14 protein-coding genes are annotated in these 18,341 nt (G+C 55.5%); 12 read left to right on the top strand and 2 right to left on the bottom strand.

The window, feature by feature from the left end; genetic code table 11:
• Positions 1-44: 44 nt before the first annotated feature.
• The 5 genes from H6F46_RS16710 (at position 45) to H6F46_RS16690 (ending at position 5,727) form a co-directional block, all read left to right on the top strand.
• Complete coding sequence (locus H6F46_RS16710; RefSeq protein WP_190355850.1) at positions 45-788, top strand: hypothetical protein; 744 nt, start codon at positions 45-47, stop codon at positions 786-788.
• A gap of 45 nt (positions 789-833) precedes the next feature.
• Positions 834-1,964 carry a PepSY domain-containing protein gene (locus tag H6F46_RS16705; RefSeq protein ID WP_099534478.1) on the top strand — a complete coding sequence of 377 codons (1,131 nt, stop codon included), beginning with the start codon at positions 834-836 and terminating at the stop codon, positions 1,962-1,964.
• Between the two features lie 122 nt (positions 1,965-2,086).
• Positions 2,087-3,274, top strand: coding sequence for an AI-2E family transporter (locus tag H6F46_RS16700; protein WP_099534479.1), 1,188 nt, complete (start codon positions 2,087-2,089; stop codon positions 3,272-3,274).
• A 295-nt stretch (positions 3,275-3,569) separates the two neighbouring features.
• Positions 3,570-4,172 (top strand): cysteine hydrolase family protein, encoded by a 603-nt coding sequence (locus tag H6F46_RS16695; RefSeq protein WP_190355851.1) that lies wholly within the window; start codon positions 3,570-3,572, stop codon positions 4,170-4,172.
• Positions 4,173-4,305: 133 nt separating this feature from the next.
• Positions 4,306-5,727, top strand: a complete 1,422-nt coding sequence (locus tag H6F46_RS16690) for an ATP-binding protein (RefSeq protein ID WP_190355852.1) — start codon at positions 4,306-4,308, stop codon at positions 5,725-5,727.
• 10 nt (positions 5,728-5,737) lie between these two features.
• On the opposite strand, the gene H6F46_RS16685 is transcribed toward H6F46_RS16690, so the two are convergent.
• On the bottom strand, positions 5,738-6,637 hold the full coding sequence (locus H6F46_RS16685) for a carbonic anhydrase (protein WP_190355853.1): 900 nt from the start codon (positions 6,635-6,637) through the stop codon (positions 5,738-5,740).
• A 35-nt stretch (positions 6,638-6,672) separates the two neighbouring features.
• Positions 6,673-9,084, bottom strand: a complete 2,412-nt coding sequence (locus tag H6F46_RS16680) for a ribonuclease R family protein (protein WP_190355854.1) — start codon at positions 9,082-9,084, stop codon at positions 6,673-6,675.
• A 491-nt stretch (positions 9,085-9,575) separates the two neighbouring features.
• Here H6F46_RS16680 and H6F46_RS19720 point away from each other — a divergent pair, with 491 nt between their 5' ends.
• From H6F46_RS19720 to H6F46_RS16640, 7 genes are all read left to right on the top strand, one after another.
• Positions 9,576-10,400, top strand: a complete 825-nt coding sequence (locus tag H6F46_RS19720) for a hypothetical protein (protein WP_190355855.1) — start codon at positions 9,576-9,578, stop codon at positions 10,398-10,400.
• Positions 10,401-10,502: 102 nt separating this feature from the next.
• The gene (locus H6F46_RS16670) at positions 10,503-12,179 is read left to right on the top strand and encodes a glycosyltransferase family 39 protein (protein ID WP_190355856.1); all 1,677 of its coding nucleotides are present in this window, start codon (positions 10,503-10,505) and stop codon (positions 12,177-12,179) included.
• Between the two features lie 332 nt (positions 12,180-12,511).
• Positions 12,512-14,005 (top strand): glycosyltransferase family 39 protein, encoded by a 1,494-nt coding sequence (locus H6F46_RS16665; protein ID WP_190355857.1) that lies wholly within the window; start codon positions 12,512-12,514, stop codon positions 14,003-14,005.
• A 200-nt stretch (positions 14,006-14,205) separates the two neighbouring features.
• Positions 14,206-14,670, top strand: coding sequence for a cupin domain-containing protein (locus H6F46_RS16655; protein ID WP_190355858.1), 465 nt, complete (start codon positions 14,206-14,208; stop codon positions 14,668-14,670).
• Between the two features lie 143 nt (positions 14,671-14,813).
• The gene (ccmA, locus tag H6F46_RS16650; RefSeq protein ID WP_190355889.1) at positions 14,814-15,665 is read left to right on the top strand and encodes a heme ABC exporter ATP-binding protein CcmA; all 852 of its coding nucleotides are present in this window, start codon (positions 14,814-14,816) and stop codon (positions 15,663-15,665) included.
• A 16-nt stretch (positions 15,666-15,681) separates the two neighbouring features.
• Positions 15,682-16,545, top strand: a complete 864-nt coding sequence (locus tag H6F46_RS16645) for a carbohydrate ABC transporter permease (RefSeq protein WP_190355859.1) — start codon at positions 15,682-15,684, stop codon at positions 16,543-16,545.
• Positions 16,546-16,768: 223 nt separating this feature from the next.
• On the top strand, positions 16,769-17,671 hold the full coding sequence (locus tag H6F46_RS16640; protein WP_099531654.1) for a Tab2/Atab2 family RNA-binding protein: 903 nt from the start codon (positions 16,769-16,771) through the stop codon (positions 17,669-17,671).
• Positions 17,672-18,341: the final 670 nt, after the last annotated feature.

The following is an 18,341-nucleotide window of genomic DNA, read 5'->3' as shown; positions in this document are numbered from 1 at the left end:
ATTTCAACCACGACTCAAAACATTCTTCAAATCCAACCAGGATCATGCATAAAACCTACGCGATCGCCCTGCTGAGTCTGAGCTTGATCACCGCTTGCCAATCGGGATCAACCAACCAATCCACGGTCAGCAATAACGCACCAGTAACCACCCCCAGCAGCAGCCCGATCGCCTCGGTTGATCCGAGTGCCAAGCATTTTGATGAAGCCCTTTACGCCTTGGCCTATCCCGAAGTCAACGAACAAGTAAAGGCCGGAAAATTTGCTTCCCCACTCGCCCATTATCAAGCGGTTGGCCAGTCTGGGAAAGATGCCAACGGCGAGGCGATCGCGGGCTTTTTTATGGGCACAGGCGGCAACGATACCATTTCCGGATTTGGGCATCACCCTCATATCTCGGGCGTGGCCTTTGAGATTGTGACCGGCAAGGGCGGCGAGTTGCCGATTCGCCCCAAAACTTTGGGCCAAGGGGAGGTCGATCGCCTGGTCGGTCAACCTGGCTCCGAAGATGAATTTATTGTGGGCAGTTTGATCACCCCGGCTAATCCCAAGTCCGAGCCTTTTTATGTGGGCAAAGGCGATGCTGACTACGCCCAAATTGATAATTTCAAACCCGGCGAGGACACGATTTTGCTCGCAGGAAAACCGGAAGATTACAGCCTAAAACCTCAGGATAAAACCCTGCGCATTTCAACTAAAAGTGGCGATTTGGTGGCGATCGTGCAAGGGGTCGATCGCCTCACGGTGGGCGATGTCGTGGCCGATTACGGCATTTTCATCCTCAAGTAGATTTTCAAAATTGGTTTTTCAACTGGGTTGGAATCCGAGAGGACTATGCAAGCTCGCCAGATTCGATCGATCCTGTTTCCGCTGCATCGCTACTTGGGCTTAGTTGTTGGGTTGATTCTGATCGTTGTGGGGGTGACGGGGAGCCTGTTGGTGTTTTCCCATGAGTTGCAAGATCGGCTGGTCGTTGAAAAATTCGGCGCGATCGCCCCCCAATCAACCCTCGTCAGCATTGACCAAGTGTCCAACGCTGCCCAAGCCTTTGCCCAACAGTTACCGGGCTCCAGCATTAATGGCATTTTGTTTCCCCAACATCCCGGTCAACCTTACCAAGTTCGTCTCTGGAAAGGTGATCAACTGATCCAGCTTTTTATCCATCCTCATAGTGGAAAGGTGCTAGGAACCCTCTCAGAGCAAGATAGCTGGATGAACTGGATTTTGCGACTGCATTATCAGTTGTTGTCCGGCACAACGGGGCTGATTATTGTTGGTATTTCAGGGTTTTTCATGACCATTTTGGGGATCACTGGCATTGCACTTTGGCCCGGTTGGCGACGGTTGGCAGCGGGTTTCAAAATTAAGTGGGATGCTCACCCGAAGCGACTGAATTTTGATCTTCACAAGGTTGTGGGTATCATTGCTGCTGTTTTTTTAGTGCTGACCGGATTCACGGGGTTTTGCTGGAATTTCTATGCCCAATCAACAGCGGTGATCAAAGCGATTACCTTCACCCCTGCGGAGCCGGTTTGGCAATCCAAGGTGTTGCCCAATCAAAAATCCTTGCCTTTGTCGGAACTGTTGGCGCGATCGAACCAAGCATTACCCGGAGCTGCCACAACGTTTATCGCACTGCCCAGAACGCCGGATGGGGTGGTGCGGATTGGCAAGCGCCAAACCCACGAACCCAGTTCCTACGGCCAGAGCAATGTGATTCTGGATGCCTACAGCGGTCAGGTGCTGCGGGTGAATGACAGTCGGCAGGCGGCCTTGGGCGATCGAATCTTGAACAGCTTCGGGCCGCTGCACTTTGGTACGTTTGGTGGTTTGTGGACGCGCTGGCTCTATGTGCTGGTGGGCCTGTCCCCGATCGCCCTGTTTTGGACGGGCGTGAAGATGTGGCAACATCGCAAGCGATCGCCCGCTATGGCAATCCTCCCAAGCGATCGCCCTAGCCCTTGACCCCCTTCCACCGCCCCGATCGCCTCCTTTGCAAAAGTTTTGTCCCAAAGAAGGGTTGCTTCCCGCCCAAGTTGGCGATAATGGGAAAACCATTGCTAACTCAGCGCAGGAGCCGCGCCCGCATGAGCAACACTGAGCCACTTCCCGCAAGCAAGCTGGTTCAATGGTGGGAATCGCTCTCGCCGCTATCACGGTTTCTATTCTTTGCCCTGGCTGCTCCCCTGACCGTGCTCAATGCCTGGGCCTTGGCCACGATTTTTGGCTACTTCCAATCATTGCTGGGGGTGTTGTTGGTCACGGCTTTGCTGGCCTTTTTGCTGAACTATCCCGTCAACTGGCTAGCGGCCAAAGGGGTGAAGCGAGGGCTGGCCGCCGTAGTGGTGTTTTTGGTGGCCCTGTCGATCGTCATTGGTGTGGGCGTGACCCTGGTTCCGCTGGTGGTGGCCCAGGCGCAACAATTGGTGGCGCGGCTGCCGGAATGGATTGACTCGGGCCAGCGCCAACTCATGATGCTGAATGAGCGAGCCGACTTGTTTGGTTTGCCCATCAGCTTAGATGGGGTGATTTCCCAGCTCAACGATCGCCTCAAAACCGAACTCCAAAGCATTGCCGGCCGCACCCTCAACTTGGCCCTGAATGTCACGGTGGTGACGGTGGTTCGGTTGTTGGATGTGGTGCTAACCATCGTCCTCACCTTCTATTTGCTGCAACACAGCGAAGAAATTTGGGAGAGCTTGATTGCTTGGCTACCCGATCGGGTTCAGCAGCCCTTTTCCCGCACCCTGCGATCGAGCTTCCAAAACTACTTCATTGGGCAAATCCTCACGGCCACCTGCTTGGGCCTGGGGCTAACCACCATGTTTGTGTTGCTCAAAATTCCCTTTGGCCTGCTCTTTGGCCTAACCATCGGGTTGATGGCCCTGGTTCCCTTTGGCGGCTCCGTGGGCATTGGCACGGTCATCTCCCTGATTGCCCTCCAAGATATTGGCCTGGCCCTGCAAGCCTTGGCCGCGGCCCTGATTGTGCAGCAAGTGGTGGAAAACCTGGTGGCTCCTCGGGTGTTGGGCAGTGTGACGGGCCTGAACCCCTTTTGGGTGTTTGTGGCCATCCTAACTGGCGTGCGTGTGGGCGGCCTGTTGGGCGTGGTGGTGGCCGTGCCCATGGCTGTGTTGCTCAAGGAAGCCTTGGCGAATTTGCGGGCCCAAGATCCCACCCCCGGGGCTGTGAAATCTCTGCCTGAAGTGGAACCGGAATCCCCATCTGTGGGTATTACGGCGGCGGCTCCTTCCCCGATCGCGGAATGCGATTGATGCCTTGAATGACGGCCCTTACCTCACTTCCTAAGCACAGTAAGCCCGTAGGGTAGGCACTGCCCACCGAACCATTGCTTTATGGCATCTGCGACATGGCGTGCCAATTATTTTAGGTAAAGGCTGTAAGTCATCATTTCTCAGATCAAATTCATCAATCTAAGTCGCTTTAAAAGCAACGGTTCTGAGCACCATTCAATAACATCGATTGTGAAGAAGTCGGGTAGGCTAATTTGCTTGCTCTCTTAAGATTGAGATCGTAAAACTGAACAGAAGACCAATAGCCAAGCTTGTTATGTCCTGTTCAGTTGCCCTGATCTTGATTGGGTTCCAAAACGACTACTTTGCTGCCGATGGGATCCTGCGGTCTGTGATTGACCAGGCTGTTCCAGTCGATCGCATCCTGGACAGTACGGTGCAAGTGGTGCGCGGGGCGATCGCCCATGGAGTCCCCACCATTGCAACCCCAATTTTTTTCACCCCCACCTATGAGGAATTGCTGGATCCCGTTGGTATCCTTAAAACCGTCCGCGACGTGGGGGCCTTCCAAGCAGGGCAAAAAGGTGCGGAAATGGTTGAGGCCCTCCTGCCCTTTCACGATCAAATTTGGGTTGTGCCCGGAAAGCGGGGTTTAAATGCCTTCACGGGAACCTCGTTGCATGAGCTGCTCCAAAAACATCAAATCACCCATGTTGTGCTGGCCGGTGCGGTCACTTCCGTTTGCATTGACTCCACCGGTCGGGCGGCCCACGAAAAGGGCTATCGCGTGTCAGTTTTGGCCGATTGCACCTGTGCCAGAACCCAATTTGAGCAGGAATTTTACTTAGAAAATGTGTTTCCCCTTTATGCCAATGTAATTTCCGCTGAGTCTTTTCTTGAGTCTTTGGCGGATGTCTGAAAAGTGTTTTGAGATACCGAGCTAGGGGCTAGCAGTTGGCAAAGGAGCTTGCGCATTCTGTGTTTGCCGGTGACTGGAGCTTGCAGAGTATCCATTTGGGCTTTTCAGACATCCTCTTAGGTAAAACAGGATAATGACTGATTTTAGTAAAAGTGATGAGCTAAACACCCAAATTCAATACCGACTCATTGAAAGACTTGCGGAATCAGAGCGCCGCTATCGAACCCTAGTGGAAAACCTGAGTGAAATTGTTTTTAAGGTTGATCATTTGGGTCAAATTACCTTTTTAAATCCAGCTTGGACGAAGATTCTCGGCTTTCCGATTGATTTGTGCTTAGGCAAATCCCTGGCCCAGTTTATGGATGAAACTGAGCAAGCGGGCTGGCAAACGATGATGGCTAACTTAGATCATTCCGCCACTTTGCGACAGGAGCTTCACTTTCGAGATCATACTCAGAAGACAGTTTGGTTAGAAATTACGATTCAGCCCCGTGGCGCTGATGGTGAATTTTCAGGATCTTTAACGGACGTGACCGATCGCCACCAGGCTGAGCAATTGCTGCAACGGATGAACACAGAACTCGAAAAACGGGTTGCCCAACGAACGCAAGCTCTGAATGCAGCTAATCAAAAGTTACAAGCCACGATCGAGCGGCTTCAGCAAACCCAATGCGATCTAGTGCAGTCTGAAAAAATGTCGGGTTTGGTGCAGCTTGTGGCTGGGGTTGCCCATGAAATTAATAATCCCGTGAACTTTATTCATGGAAATTTGGAGTATTTAGAAGAATATTTACAAACGCTAATTCAAGCCTTAGAGATTCATCAACCCCAGGACTTGAAAACGGCTGCGGTGATTCCATCACTCACCGAAACCATTGATTTAGAATTTTTGAAAGAGGACTCTCAAAAAATCATCAATTCGATGCGAACGGGGACTCACCGCATTCGGCAAATCGTTTTAGATTTACGAAATTTCTCGCGAATTGATGAATCTGAGCTAAAAACCATCAGTGTACATGAGGATATTGATGGAATTCTCAAAATCTTAAATTACCAACTAAAAGCCAAGCTACAATCAATTTCTATTTCCAAAAATTATGGTCAATTGCCTTTAGTTGAATGTTATCCTCGATATCTAAATCAAGCGTTAATGAGTATTTTAGAAAATGCGATCGATGCGATCGGGGAAGCTGTTAAAAAAGCAGACTCGAAAATTATTATGCCTAGCAGTTCCACCTATTTTGGGACAATTGAAATTAGTACCTTTGTTCTGGATAGCCAATGGATTGCAATTGAAATTTCTGATAATGGAATCGGGATTCCGCTACTGATTCAGGGCAAAATTTTCAATCCTTTCTTTACTACTAAGGATGTAGGTAAAGGAACTGGAATGGGACTGGCCATTAGCTATCAAATCATTACGGAAAAACATCGAGGGAAACTCAGTTTCCGATCGCAATACGGCCAGGGCACAACTTTCACGATCCAAATTCCAATTCAGCAAATCAATTTGGCGGATTCACCCGCGCAGGAGTCGGCGAATTCCCAACGCTAGAACGTTCGGCCTAGGCTTTGGGGGTGGCAAGCTGGGCCTGGAGGGGGCGGGCGTTGGTTCCCAATCGGGTTTGCAACTCGGTGAGCAGGGCGGGGGCGATCGCCTGGGGTTCTGGAAACAGCAACCAAGTCACCCCTTCGGAACAGGGGGGCGTGGTGAGGGAGCCTTGGTAGTGGTAGAGCGATCGGGGGATGGGGGGCAACAGGTTGGCGGGGTTCCCTTGCCAAGCACGATCGAGGCTGGTTCCGAGGGCGATCGGCGCGCGGGCTAATAAGTCTTGCAACAGTTGGGGGGCGGCTCGATCGAGCTGGGAAGCGGCGGCCTGGGTTGGCGCGGCCGTTAACCAAAGGCCCAACACCAACAGGGATCCGGCCCGATCGCGGTGGACAAAATGTACCTCTGCGGGAAAGGTGCGACCGGCGCGGTGATGCTCGCTGGGGTGGTGAAAGTGGAATTGCAAGAGGTCATGGGGTCGATCGCCCAGATGCAAGGTGCAAGTGCCGGGCGGGCAGTCCACAAAGATCGATCGCCCCGTGTTGCGAGCCGTGAGGGGTACGGATTGGTAATCTAGCCGCAAATCCACGGGCCCAAGCTGTTTCTGGGCAGCCAGATCGATCGGGGATTGGCGCTGACCGAGGCCACAGGCCGCAAAGGCAGGATCCAGTTCGCTCCAGTGGTTGGGGCCGGTGGGGCCGTCATAGCTCCAACGGGTGGCAGCCCGAACGGGGCGATCGCCAAATCCAGCCCAACCCCCAAGGGCCCCGCCCAGCGCGAGGGATCCTTGCCATAACCACTGACGACGTTTCATGGCTTGCTCTTGACTTCTGAATGGCCCGATTTCTAGTTCCCGATTCCCAATGTTCAGGAACCAACGTTCAGGAACCAGTTCCCAAGCAAAAGGAGCGATCACCGGGGCGATCGCTCCTTCTAGGATAGGCAGCGGATCTAGTCGTCGTCGAACTCGTCGAGGGGCGCTTCCAAATCGTCCGGCTCGCGGAGATCCACAAGATCCGATTCTTCCGGCTCCTCAGCCCCGTAGCCAAAGGTCAGATCCGCATCATCGGCTTCGTCCTCATCGTCCACCAGCGCATCAAAGTTGGACTCGGCCCCGCCACTGACGGCCACCAAATCAATCTGTTGGCGGTAGTAGTCCACGCCGCGCACTTCCACTTCCACACGGCCCCCGAGGGCGTATTGGCGGCGGCTCTTGCGACCAATCAACATTTGCTGGCGCGATCGATACTCGTACCAGTCGTCCTTCAGGGAGGACACGTGCACCAGCCCTTCAATGCCCAAGGCCTCTAGCTCCACAAAGAAGCCGTAGGACTGTACGCCCACGATCGGGCCGCTGAAGGTTTCGCCAATTCGGGCCCGCATGGCGGCGGTTTTGCGGAGGCCGTGGCTGTCGGCGGCGGCTTCTTGGATCAATCGTTCCCGATCGCTCAGCAGCCAGGCCGCGCTGGTGATCGAGGCTTCCAACTCTTGTTGATCTTCCGTGGGCAACAGGTTCCAGCCGATCGCCCCATGGCAAGAACTGTGGTGCAAATTCACGCCTTCTTTGCTGCGGGCCGTGCGTCGATCGCGCCCCTTGGCAAAGAGGGTGTTCAGGCTCCGTTGCACCAACAGGTCTCCGTAATGGCGGGTGGGCGCATTGAGGGTGGTGTAAACCGGCAGGGCCAAACCAAAGTGGGAGCGGGGTTCGTGGCTGTAGGCGGCTGGCTTCAGGGCTTCCACCAACAGACGATTCAGGATTTTGCGGGTGTCGCCGTCGGTGGCCTGTTGCAGCCACTGTTGCACATCGCGGGGGGTCACCTGATCCGGCTGCTCCAGGGTCAGCTCCAAGCCCAGGTTGCCGGCCAACCGCAGGGTTTCTTGCACATCCCCGGGACTGGGGGCCGCTTGCACTCGGTAGAGCGTGGGCACTTGCAGGGCTTGCAGATGGCTGGCCACCACGGCATTGGCGGCGATCGTCACTTCCGCTAACAGGACACGGGCCGTGGGGGCAATCCCGATCGGGGCGATCGGCGCACCGGGCACATCCTCGCGATCGAACGAGGTTAGCCCTCGGTAACCGCTCAGATCAAACCCGCCTCGGCTGAGCCGCTGTCCCCGCAGGGCCGCCGCCAGGGTTTTCAGTTGGGTCAACAAATCCCCGATCGCGGGGGCTTGGGGCAACTCCGGATCCGCCTGGTTGCCGTCCAAGAACGCATCGAGCTGGGCTTCCGTCAGGGTGGCATCGGCCCGCACCACGCTGGGATGAATTTCAAACTCCAGTAATTCACCTTGATCATTAAAGGTCAGCAGCACGGAAGTGGCCAGGCGATCGCACCCTAGACCCAAGGAACCATGGCGTGCGTAAAGATCCGCCGGGAACAGCGGCAACCATTGGGCCCCCAAGTCGGCTGCCACACCCCGTCGCCGGGCTTCGCGATCGAGCGGTGAATCCGGTTCCACATAGTAAGCCACATCGGGCACATGCAGCCCCAACCGCATATGGCCCGCCGGGTTGGTTTCCAAGGTAATGGCGCGATCGATCACCGGGGGCAGCTCTCCGGCCGTGGCGGTCACCGTTGCCACCGTCAGCAGCGATCGCAAATCCAACCGTCCTTGAATGGCGCTCGCCTTCAAGCTGTCCGCCGGAGCTGGTAACGCCGCCGCCGCCGCCAAAACCTCCTCCGGGAAGCTTTCATGTAGCCCATACTTACAGACCACAATGTCGGCCGGAGCCGCCGCGTCCGCATCGGCCCCCAACACCTTGATCACGCGGCCCAAGGGCGGCAACTGCCCGATCGGGTAACGGACAATTTCCACGCTCACCAGGTAGTTGACGATCGCGTCCAAGTCCACCCCGCTGGTGTCCAGTTCCACCCGGAACAGCAATCGATCGTCCAAAGGAGCTGCCCGAAAAATCCCGTCCTCGCCCTTTTCCACCCGGGCCAACAGGGACGAATTGGCCCGATCGAGCACCAGCTCCACATGGCCCTCGGGACTGCGCCGCCGACTGCGACCGCCGCCCTCTTTGATCACCTTCACCAAAACCCGATCGCCATTCCAGGCATGATTCAGGTGACATTCCCGCACATAGACATCTTCCGCGTCGTCGTCATCCTGAATGGCAAAGCAAAACCCCTTACTGGAGCAACGCAGCTTGGCCTCAAACATGCCCTCCTGTTCCAACCGGCGATAGCGACCGCGCTCCTTATTCAAAATCCCCAACTTTTCCAGTGCGTCCAGGGCAATCTGAAGCTGGCGATTGCCGCGTCCTTCGCGAGTGCCCAACTTTTGTTCAAGAACCTTTGGCGTGAGCGACTTTTCTGAGGTAAAGCTCGCGAGTAGGGAAGCGATCGAAAATTCCATGAAGCGCGTCAACCTCCGGGCACAGAGAATGGGATGGGGCGAATGAGGCGCGAGCGACAGCCATCACAGTGCTGCGAACAGCATTGTTGAATGCCATGAACATTAACCGTACTGACGACGATCCCTATGCCTCTGGAGCGTTGCTGGTCGGGGCCCGTCGCATCGATCGGGCGGGAAATCCACAAGCGTCACTCGAGCTAGGGCCGGAAGGGTTCCGCATTGGGTGCTGCAAGATCTTGAACCGGCAAGATCGAAGTTGCAGCGTTGTGGCATTGGGAGGGGGTGGTCGATGGGAACCCTCGTCCAAAGACACTCCAAACACCAAATCAATGCAGGAACACACTGGAGGGAGCGGCTGCGCTCGGGCCCATCTACGCTAGAGCGTGGCGTGCACCTTGTCAATCATTGACACGCGGGTTACCCTAGCCGCACGATCGCCGCCATCCCCCCGTTTGCTCAGCCCGCCCACCTAACCGAGATCGGTTTGTGCCATGTTTGCCGAATTCCGTGCCCGTTATCCCAACGGCAGCCTCACATCCGAAATCATTGAAGTGAATCAGGGAAAGTTTATTGTGCGGGCGGCCGTCACCCTGGAAGGCACGGTGTTGGCCACGGGGTTTGGCGCTTCGGAGCAACTGGAGGAAGCCGAAGATCGGGCCCGGTTGCGGGCCTTGGAAGCGGTAGGTTTGTTTTTGGAACCGGCCGATCGGGGGCAGGCCCAACTGATCAGCAGCACCCCCACTTATCAGCTTCCGGCCGCTCTGTCGGTGGTAACCCCGATTGCAGCCCCCATCTCGACCCCGATTCCGGCTCCCCTGGCCGCGCCGATGGTTGATGTGGTTAGTGACCGATTTGATGATCGATCGCCCGATCGATTTGATGGTCGATCGGGCATGGATCCAACCCTGGATCCAACCCTGGAATCCACATCGCCCGGCTACGAGGATCTCTACGAGGTTGAGCATGGGGCGAGCGACCCCTTGCCGACCATGGAACCAGAATGGCCCCCAGAGCCGGAACCAGAGCCAGCCCCGGCTCCTGCCCCCAAGCGATCGCGCCGTGCCGCCAGCCCGCCTGCGCCCACCCCTATCCCTGTGCCCACGCCGGCCCCTGCGCCCGCGCCCGCACCCACGGACTTATCCGACGCGATCGCCCAAACAGACGTGTTGATGAAGCGTTTGGGCTGGAACAAGCAACAGGGCGTGGAATATTTACAAATGGCCTTTGGTAAGCGCACCCGGGCCCAACTGACCGATCGGGAACTGTTGCAGTTCTTGCAGCACCTGCAAACCCTAGCCGACGACCCGGACTTTTAGCGCCCGACTGGCAAGGCTTGGGGCCCAAAGGCCATGAGCTATAACCAGAAAACTGGCGAGACATCGACAACGCCACGACCCAGAAACCACGACCCAGAAACCATGACCGATCGAGCAATGCGAGCACCACGTTGGTTGGTTTGGGGATCGATTGGGCTAATCACCATTGGCTGCCTGCTGCGATTTTCCGGTTTAGGCCAGTTCCTGCCTTGGTATGACGAACTGGCGACATTGCAGCACATCGCCGTCCAATCGGAATTGGATCTCACCCAACTGTGGCAGGGGCGCGAACAGGTTTTGGCCGACCTATGGCACAGCCTATCGACAAAACCCCAAAAGACCACCTGGGATATGGTCACATCCCTCGCCAATCACGATGCCCATCACCCGCCCCTGTATTACCTGTTTGTGCGCGTCTGGGCCGACTGGTTTGGCAACACGATCGTCAGCCTCCGCACCGCCACGGCGATCATGGGGGTGATCCTGCTGGCCAGTGTTTTTTGGCTCCTGCGGCAACTGAGCCAGCGTCCCAGCCTGCCTTGGGTGGGCACGGTGTTGGTGGCCCTGTCTCCCTTGCAAATTCTCTATGCCCAGGAGGCGAGGGAATATGTGATCTGGCTGATTTTTTTTGTGCTGTCCAGCGGATTTTTAGCCCGATCGCTGCGTCATTCCACTTGGCCCCACTGGTTGCTGTATGGAATTACCCTCACCCTGAATTGGTATAGCCATTTGCTGGGGGGATTCGTGCTGCTGGGCCATGGCCTTTGGGTTGGGGTTTGGCTGTGGCGATCGGGCGATCGGAACTGGCGACGGGCAATCCCTTGGGCGATCGCCGCCGTTGGCACCCTGCTGGCCATTTCTCCTTGGATTTGGGTGCTTTATCGAGTCCAAACCCAATCAGCCGCCTCCCTGGCCTGGCTCAGTCAGGCGGGCCCCCCAGGAATTCACCGTTGGGCAGCCCTGCGGGCCTTTGCCGCCACCCTGTGGGATAACCAACCGAATCTTTGGGCTTCCTTCCCGACGACGACCGATGTTCCCTGCCTGCTGGTGACCCTGTGGATGATTGTGGCCTTGGTGGGATGTTGGCGATCGGGAGAACCCTTGCTCAAGGGGTTTGTTCTCAGTGCAGTGGCCCCGTTCCTCTTGCTGGTCTGGCTGCCTGCGATTGTGATGGATCGAACGATGGCTTCCATCATTCGCTACCAGTTTCCCTTGCTCTTGGGAATGCAAGTGGTGTTGGCCAACTGGATTGTCACGACCTGCGAGCAAATTACCCCAAAGCCTGTCCAAGAATGGCCCCAGCCCCTATCGTTCTATTTATTCCGCTGGCGCTGGATGCCCCACTGTTTTGCGGCGCTGTTGGCGATTTTGCTACTGGTTGCTAACCTGAACGCCGCCAGAGCACGCTCCTGGCAATTGTCCTGGTGGAGCAAGGGGGGAACCGTTTCTGTCGAAATTGCCAAAGCCCTGAAAGAAATTGATCGCCCCCTGTTGGTGATGACCGATATCCCTGGGTATTCCCTTTCTGCTTTGGCCTTGAGCCACGCCAGCGATCGCTTGAAATCTCGCGGTGTTACCGTTTGGCTGGCTCCCAGTTTCCAAGGCTTGAACTGGCCCGATCGCCCCAACACCTTTTTGTTTAGTCCATCCCCCGATCTCCGCCAGGCGATCGAGCAGCGGGGTCAGCGGTTGACTCCCTTCGGAACTAGTTGGTGGAATTTGTGGCGATTGCAATCCGCCCCGCCCGATCGCCCCGCGCCCGATCGCCCCTCAACTTAGCCACTAGCCACCGCCGATCGCTTTTCTAGAGCGAACAACGCAGATTTCTTGTGTAGATCTTTCGCACTGAACTGATACGAATTGGTTCCATGCGTCATGGGCTATAACCAGGAAAATGGCGAAAAATTGACAAAAACATGGCTGATCCAAACGCACGAGCACCACGTTGGCTAGTTTGGGGGTCGATCGGACTAATCACCATTGGTTGCTTGCTGCGATTTTCTCATCTAGGACAGTTCCTCCCTTGGTACGACGAATTTTCGACCCTGCGGCATATTGCGAACCAGACGGATCCTGAACTCCTTCAACAATGGGGAGGCCGCGAGCAGGTCATGGCCGATCTCTGGCGCAGTCTTGCTGCAAAACCGGGCAAAACGGCTTGGGATACGGTTCAGTCTTTGGCTGCTGCCAATGCCCATCACCCACCCCTCTATTACTTGCTAGCCCGAGGTTGGGCCCACTGGTTTGGGAACAACATTGTCAGCCTCCGCACGGTGACGGCTCTGATCGGAGTTGCGTTGTTGCCCAGTGTGTTTTGGTTCTTACGCCAATTGAGCGATCGCCCCAGTTTGCCTTGGATTGGCACGGTGTTGGTGGCCCTGTCACCGCTACAAATTCTCTATGCCCAAGAGGCGCGAGAATATGCCATTTGGCTGGTTTTTGTGGTGCTTTCCAGTGGATTTTTAGCCCGATCGCTGCGTAATTCTGCGCAAAAGTCCACTGGAGTTCACTGGTTGCTGTATGGCATCACCCTCACCCTCAATTGGTACAGCCACTTGCTTGGGGGGTTGGTGTTGCTGGGCCATGGCCTTTGGGTTGGGGTTTGGTGGTGGCGATCGGGCGATCGGCATTGGCGACGGGTTATCCCTTGGGCGATCGCGGCGAGTGGAACCCTTTTGGCCATGTCCCCTTGGCTATGGACACTGTTTCAAGTGCGAGAGGGGGCTGTGATATCTCTGGACTGGTTGAATCAAACCTACCAACCCGGGATGCAGCGTTGGTCTGCCATGCGTGTGTTTGCGGCCACCCTGTGGGATAACCAGCCGAATATTTGGATCCCAGTTTCCAGGGTTGTGGATTCAATTCGACTAGGGGTCTTGGTGTTGTCTGTGGGGGCGCTGGTGCATTGTGGGCGATCGAGCGAACCAATGGTGAAGCGATTTGTCTTTAGCACCATTGCCCCGTTTTTCCTGTTGCTTTGGTTGCCAGCCATCGTGATGGATCGCGCCATGGCCACCATCATTCGCTATCAATTGCCGCTGATCATTGGTGTGCAAGTGGCCTTAGCCGATTGGATTGCCACGCTTTGCGATCGGATTCCCCCCGAGCCTGATCAGGCATTGCCCCAACCTCTGTGGTTCTATCTCCGCCGTTGGCGTTGGATGCCTCAACTTGTTGCGAGTAGCTTGGCGATTTTGTTGGTCGTGGCTAATTTGAATGCGGCAAAAGCCCGCTCCTGGCAATTATCCTGGTGGAACAAGGGTGGGCCGGGTTGGGTGGAAGTTGCCAAGGCCTTGAAAGAGGTCGATCGCCCGTTAATCGTGATGACAGCGGTTCCTGGCTATTCTTCCTCGGCCCTGTCTTTGAGTTATGCCAGCGATCGCCTGAAGGCTCGTAACATCACCTTTTGGTTAGCTCCCAGCATTCAAAACTTGAACTGGCCCGATCGCCCCAATACCTTTGTGCTCGTTCCCGGCAAGAAACTGCCTAAAGCGATCGAGAAGCGGGGTCAGCGGTTGGTTCCCTTTGGGGCCAGTTGGTGGAATCTGTGGCGTTTGGAATCCTCCACCCCCGATCGCCCCGCGCCCGATCGTCCCTCAACTTAGCCACTAGCCACTGTCGATCGCGCTGAATTTGCTGGACTGGTCTCGCTCAACCCGTTCACACTCAACCCGTTCACACTCAACCCGTTCACACTCAACCCGTTCACACTCAACCCGTTCAAACCGGCCGAGCCGGCTTCGGAACCATGGATCAATCAGGGATGCCCGTTACTGCCTCGATCGAGTCGTCACCATCGGCCCCTATGCCCGATCAACGCGATTCGGTGGCTCAGCCCACGCAACCGGAACCGGTCGATCAAGCCATTGACGGTGAAATTGTGACCGTTCGCCCCGACGCGGAAACCCTCACGCGCCAGCGATTGCCCTACTTTGTGGGCATTTCAGAAGCCACCGCAGGATCTCGAGGCATTTCCCTGAACCTGGTGATTATTCCGCCCGGGGGGGCAGCCGAACCCCACTTCCATCGGGACTATGAAACAGCGATTTATCTGCTCCAAGGACGGGTTGAAACTCGCTATGGCAAAGGGCTGAAACAATCGATCATCCACGAGGCGGGCGACTTTATTTTCATTCCCGCTGGCGTTCCCCACCAGCCCCACAACCTCAGCACCAGCGAACCGGCCCAGGCGTTGGTGGCCCGCAATGATCCCAACGAACAGGAAAACGTGGTGCTCTATGACCCGGCGGCGGATCAGGATACGGATTAATGGGCGTTAGTTGGCGCGTTAATTGGCGTTAATGGGAGCCGCCGCCTGTGGAATTTGGAAACCGTTGTTTAACCCAAACAGGTACAGTAGAAGCCAGTGTTACAAAGCTGTTACAGGCTGGGCAATTCACAGGCAAGAAAACAATGGGCGCGGCGGTTTCCCTGCAAAACGTACAAAAAATCTATGGCGATCGCCCCGTGGTGAACGATCTCAGCTTTGAGATTCAAGCGGGAGAAATGTTTGGGCTGCTGGGCCCCAACGGCGCGGGCAAGTCCACCACCATTCGGATGATCACCACCCTCACTCGCCCCACGGCTGGACAAATTCAGGTGGCTGGGTTTGATGTGGCTCGCCAAATGCAACAGGTGCGGCAACAAATTGGCGTGGTGTTGCAACAAACCAGCGTGGATGGCGATTTAACCGTTTGGGAAAATTTGGAATTCCACGGCCGGCTGCACCACATTCCCGCTAAAGAGCGCCAAGGGCGGATCGATCGCTGGTTGGACTATGTGGAACTGGGCGATCGCCGCGATAGTCTCGTGAAAACCCTGTCGGGCGGGATGAAGCGTCGGTTGCAAATTGCCCGCGCCCTGTTGCATGAGCCGGAAATTTTATTTTTGGATGAGCCAACGGTGGGGTTAGATCCGCAAACGCGCCGCCGACTGTGGGAAATTATTCGCGACCTCAATCGCGGTGGCATGACGATGCTGCTGACGACGCACTACATGGACGAAGTGGAGTATCTGTGCGATCGCATCGGCATCATGGACGCGGGCCAACTGATTGAGCTAGGAACGCTGCAAGATTTGCGCACCAAACATGGGGAAGGATTGGTCATGAAACAAACGGCCGATCGCTGGGATTACAAATTCTTCCCCACCCTTTTGGAAGCGAATCAATATCTAGATTCCCAGGCGGTAAAAACCGGGTTGATGGTGCGTCCATCGAACCTAGAGGATATCTTTGTGGAGCTGACAGGCCGCCAACTGGATTAACTGGGGGCAACCGCGCATGGAAATTGATCAAACCACTCACCAGACTTTCGGTTCCAAAGCATCTCCCTGGAAAACCCTGGCTCAATATGTGCTTTTGGGGGCGATCGCCCTGGTGATGTTGTTGCCCTTGCTCTGGCTGATGGGCACATCTTTGAAGTCGCCCACGGAAGATATTTTTTCCTTTCCGCCTCGGCTGATTCCCGCCGCGCCGACCTTGGAAAATTTTGTCAAAGCCTGGACGAGCGCCCCCTTTGCGCAATATTTGCTCAACAGCACCCTGGTGGCAGGGTTAACCGTGGCGTTGAACTTATTGATCTGTTCCTTGGCGGCCTATCCCTTGGCGCGGTTGTCGTTTAAGGGACGGGAATGGATTTTTAGCGCGATCGTGGCCACCATTGCCATTCCCTTCCAAATTGTGATGATTCCGCTCTATATTTTGGCGGTGAATTTAGGGCTACGAAATAGTTTTATTGGCTTAATTTTCCCGGCGATCGCCTCGGCCTTTGGCATTTTCTTGATGCGCCAGGCCTTCATGGGCGTGCCGAAGGATTTGGAAGAAGCGGCCCGAATTGATGGCTGTTCTGAGTTGGGAATTTGGTGGCATGTGATGTTGCCATCGGTGCGGCCGGCGCTGATTACCCTGGCAATTTTTGTGTTTATTGGGGCTTGGAGCGATTTTCTCTGGCCGCTGCTGATTTTGGATGACCCGAATTACTACACATTGCCGCTGGGGGTGGCGCGGTTGTCGGGCACGTTTTCCCTAGATTGGCGCTTGATTGCGGCGGGTTCGGTCATTTCGATCGCCCCAATTTTGGCTTTCTTTTTGGTGATGCAAAACTACATTGTGCCCAGCGAAACGGGCAGTGGCGTGAAGGGTTAGTCAACGGTTAGGGCTGTTGTCCTGGGTTCAGCCCATGCCGCAAGGGATGATTTCACCGGTTTTTGAGCGATCGCCCGTTTCAACGGAACGGTACAGTTGAGACGGTTTGGAATTTTGGTGTCCTGGGGTTTGGCATGGGGCCGATCGCCCGATCGCCCAGCTTCTGCCCGGGTCGCTGACCAACCGCAAGCCTCAACTTAGCCGTCCGGCAAATTTTTTAGCAATGGCCGTTATCTGGGAACTGGATTTTTACTCGCGTCCGATTTTAGATGCAGACCAAAAAAAGGTTTGGGAAATCTTGATTTGTGAGAGTCCCACTGACTCGCGGGCCGATTGGCAATCCCTGTTTCGCTACAGCAAATATTGCTCCAACAGCGAGGTCAATTCCGTGACCCTGATGCAGGCGATCGAAGAGGCGATCGTCAAAGCAGGCCAGGCCCCCAGCCGGATTCGTTTTTTCCGGCAGGCCATGAAGAACATGATCGTCAAAGCCTGCCAGGATGCGGAGTTGCCCTGTGCCCTCAGCCACCGCACCCACGCCATCAAGGATTGGATTGCCGATCGGCTCGAAACGGTCTATCCCCAAGAACCGGGCTACCAAGCCACTGCCCAAACGGCAGGCGTGTTTATGCCGCCACCGGCCGCCCAGCCCTTGCCCGATGCGCTGTTGGGGCAAAAGTGGGCCTTTGTTTCCCTGGAAGCGTCGGCCTTTGGCGAGCTGCATGAATGGGCGATCGACTTTGGTGAGGCGTTTCCCTTGTCCATGGTCAACCTAGCGCCCGATACGCCAATTCCCGGGTTGCTGATTTTTTCGCCTCGGGCCATGGCCATCTCCGCTTGGATGTCGGGTTTGGAAATGGGTTTTGTGCGGATTGAACAACAGGTGAAGCCTTCCAGCCTGTCGAGCGATCGAGAGGAATTTCCCGATCGGGTGATTTTGGAAACCGGCATTGGTGATGCTTGGGTGCTCTCAACCTTGCCCAATGCGGCCCAAAAAGCCGAGGGACAAACCTTTGAAGCCCAAAAGCAAGGGGCCCAAGGAGTGCATTTTCTGGCGGTGCAAACGAACCCCGATGAGGAGCGCTTTGCGGGCTTTTGGCTCATGCGCGATCGCCGCGACAGCTAAACCTCAAATGCTCAACCCCAAACGCTAAACCCCAAACGCTCAACTTCAAACTAAATCTCAAGCTCAACCTCAACAACGCAAGAATCCAAGGCAACTGGGAATCCGCCCAGCGCGATCGCCCCGCAGCCTTCCATCAAAACACGCTCAAAAAACACGCTCAAACCCCCCAAAAACTATCCGCTCCTACCCGAAACAACGGATAGGAGCGGTCTAGCGGGTTATCAACTTGAAACTCAACTGCCGGGTATTGCGAAAGCTTTAACCGCCCCGTCGAGTGACGTGACCCTTTTTGAAGAGGGAGGGCTTACCTAGGCAACCAGCCCGGTACACAGCCAGTATCCTCCAACTTGAAAACCCTGAGACATACTACTGCTACTACCCATGGGCATCACCTCCTGCTTTATTCAAAGGGCCTCAATCACCTTGAGCCAACTGCTAAAACTTGGACATTGCCCGAAGGCTGAATGCCCGCTGTTTCACGTTAAATGGCGGACTAGGCCTGATTGCCATTCAAGCTAGCACGTTTTTCAGGAAGGCAGCAACCTGGCAGAGCCGATTAACCTAGCAAGCGTTGGCCACTGGCCTTCTTCAGGCAGTGATTTTCAACTGGCAAGTATTAATCGAGCATTAACTGGCAAGTATTAATCGGCAAGTATTAATCGGCAAGTAT

Source organism: Limnothrix sp. FACHB-1083 (assembly GCF_014696485.1).
Taxonomy (GTDB): Bacteria; Cyanobacteriota; Cyanobacteriia; order CACIAM-69d; family CACIAM-69d; genus CACIAM-69d.
This window is presented reverse-complemented; position numbering and strand designations above follow the sequence as displayed.

Excerpts from the sequence above, each read along its gene's own strand:
- H6F46_RS16710 (WP_190355850.1), top strand. The coding sequence starts at position 45 with ATGCATAAAACCTACGCGATCGCCCTGCTGAGTCTGAGCTTGATCACC.
- H6F46_RS16705 (WP_099534478.1), top strand. The coding sequence starts at position 834 with ATGCAAGCTCGCCAGATTCGATCGATCCTGTTTCCGCTGCATCGCTAC.
- H6F46_RS16700 (WP_099534479.1), top strand. The coding sequence starts at position 2,087 with ATGAGCAACACTGAGCCACTTCCCGCAAGCAAGCTGGTTCAATGGTGG.
- H6F46_RS16695 (WP_190355851.1), top strand. The coding sequence starts at position 3,570 with ATGTCCTGTTCAGTTGCCCTGATCTTGATTGGGTTCCAAAACGACTAC.
- H6F46_RS16690 (WP_190355852.1), top strand. The coding sequence starts at position 4,306 with ATGACTGATTTTAGTAAAAGTGATGAGCTAAACACCCAAATTCAATAC.
- H6F46_RS16680 (WP_190355854.1), bottom strand. The coding sequence starts at position 9,084 with ATGGAATTTTCGATCGCTTCCCTACTCGCGAGCTTTACCTCAGAAAAG.
- H6F46_RS19720 (WP_190355855.1), top strand. The coding sequence starts at position 9,576 with ATGTTTGCCGAATTCCGTGCCCGTTATCCCAACGGCAGCCTCACATCC.
- H6F46_RS16670 (WP_190355856.1), top strand. The coding sequence starts at position 10,503 with ATGACCGATCGAGCAATGCGAGCACCACGTTGGTTGGTTTGGGGATCG.
- H6F46_RS16665 (WP_190355857.1), top strand. The coding sequence starts at position 12,512 with ATGGCCGATCTCTGGCGCAGTCTTGCTGCAAAACCGGGCAAAACGGCT.
- H6F46_RS16655 (WP_190355858.1), top strand. The coding sequence starts at position 14,206 with ATGCCCGATCAACGCGATTCGGTGGCTCAGCCCACGCAACCGGAACCG.
- ccmA (WP_190355889.1), top strand. The coding sequence starts at position 14,814 with ATGGGCGCGGCGGTTTCCCTGCAAAACGTACAAAAAATCTATGGCGAT.
- H6F46_RS16645 (WP_190355859.1), top strand. The coding sequence starts at position 15,682 with ATGGAAATTGATCAAACCACTCACCAGACTTTCGGTTCCAAAGCATCT.
- H6F46_RS16640 (WP_099531654.1), top strand. The coding sequence starts at position 16,769 with ATGGCCGTTATCTGGGAACTGGATTTTTACTCGCGTCCGATTTTAGAT.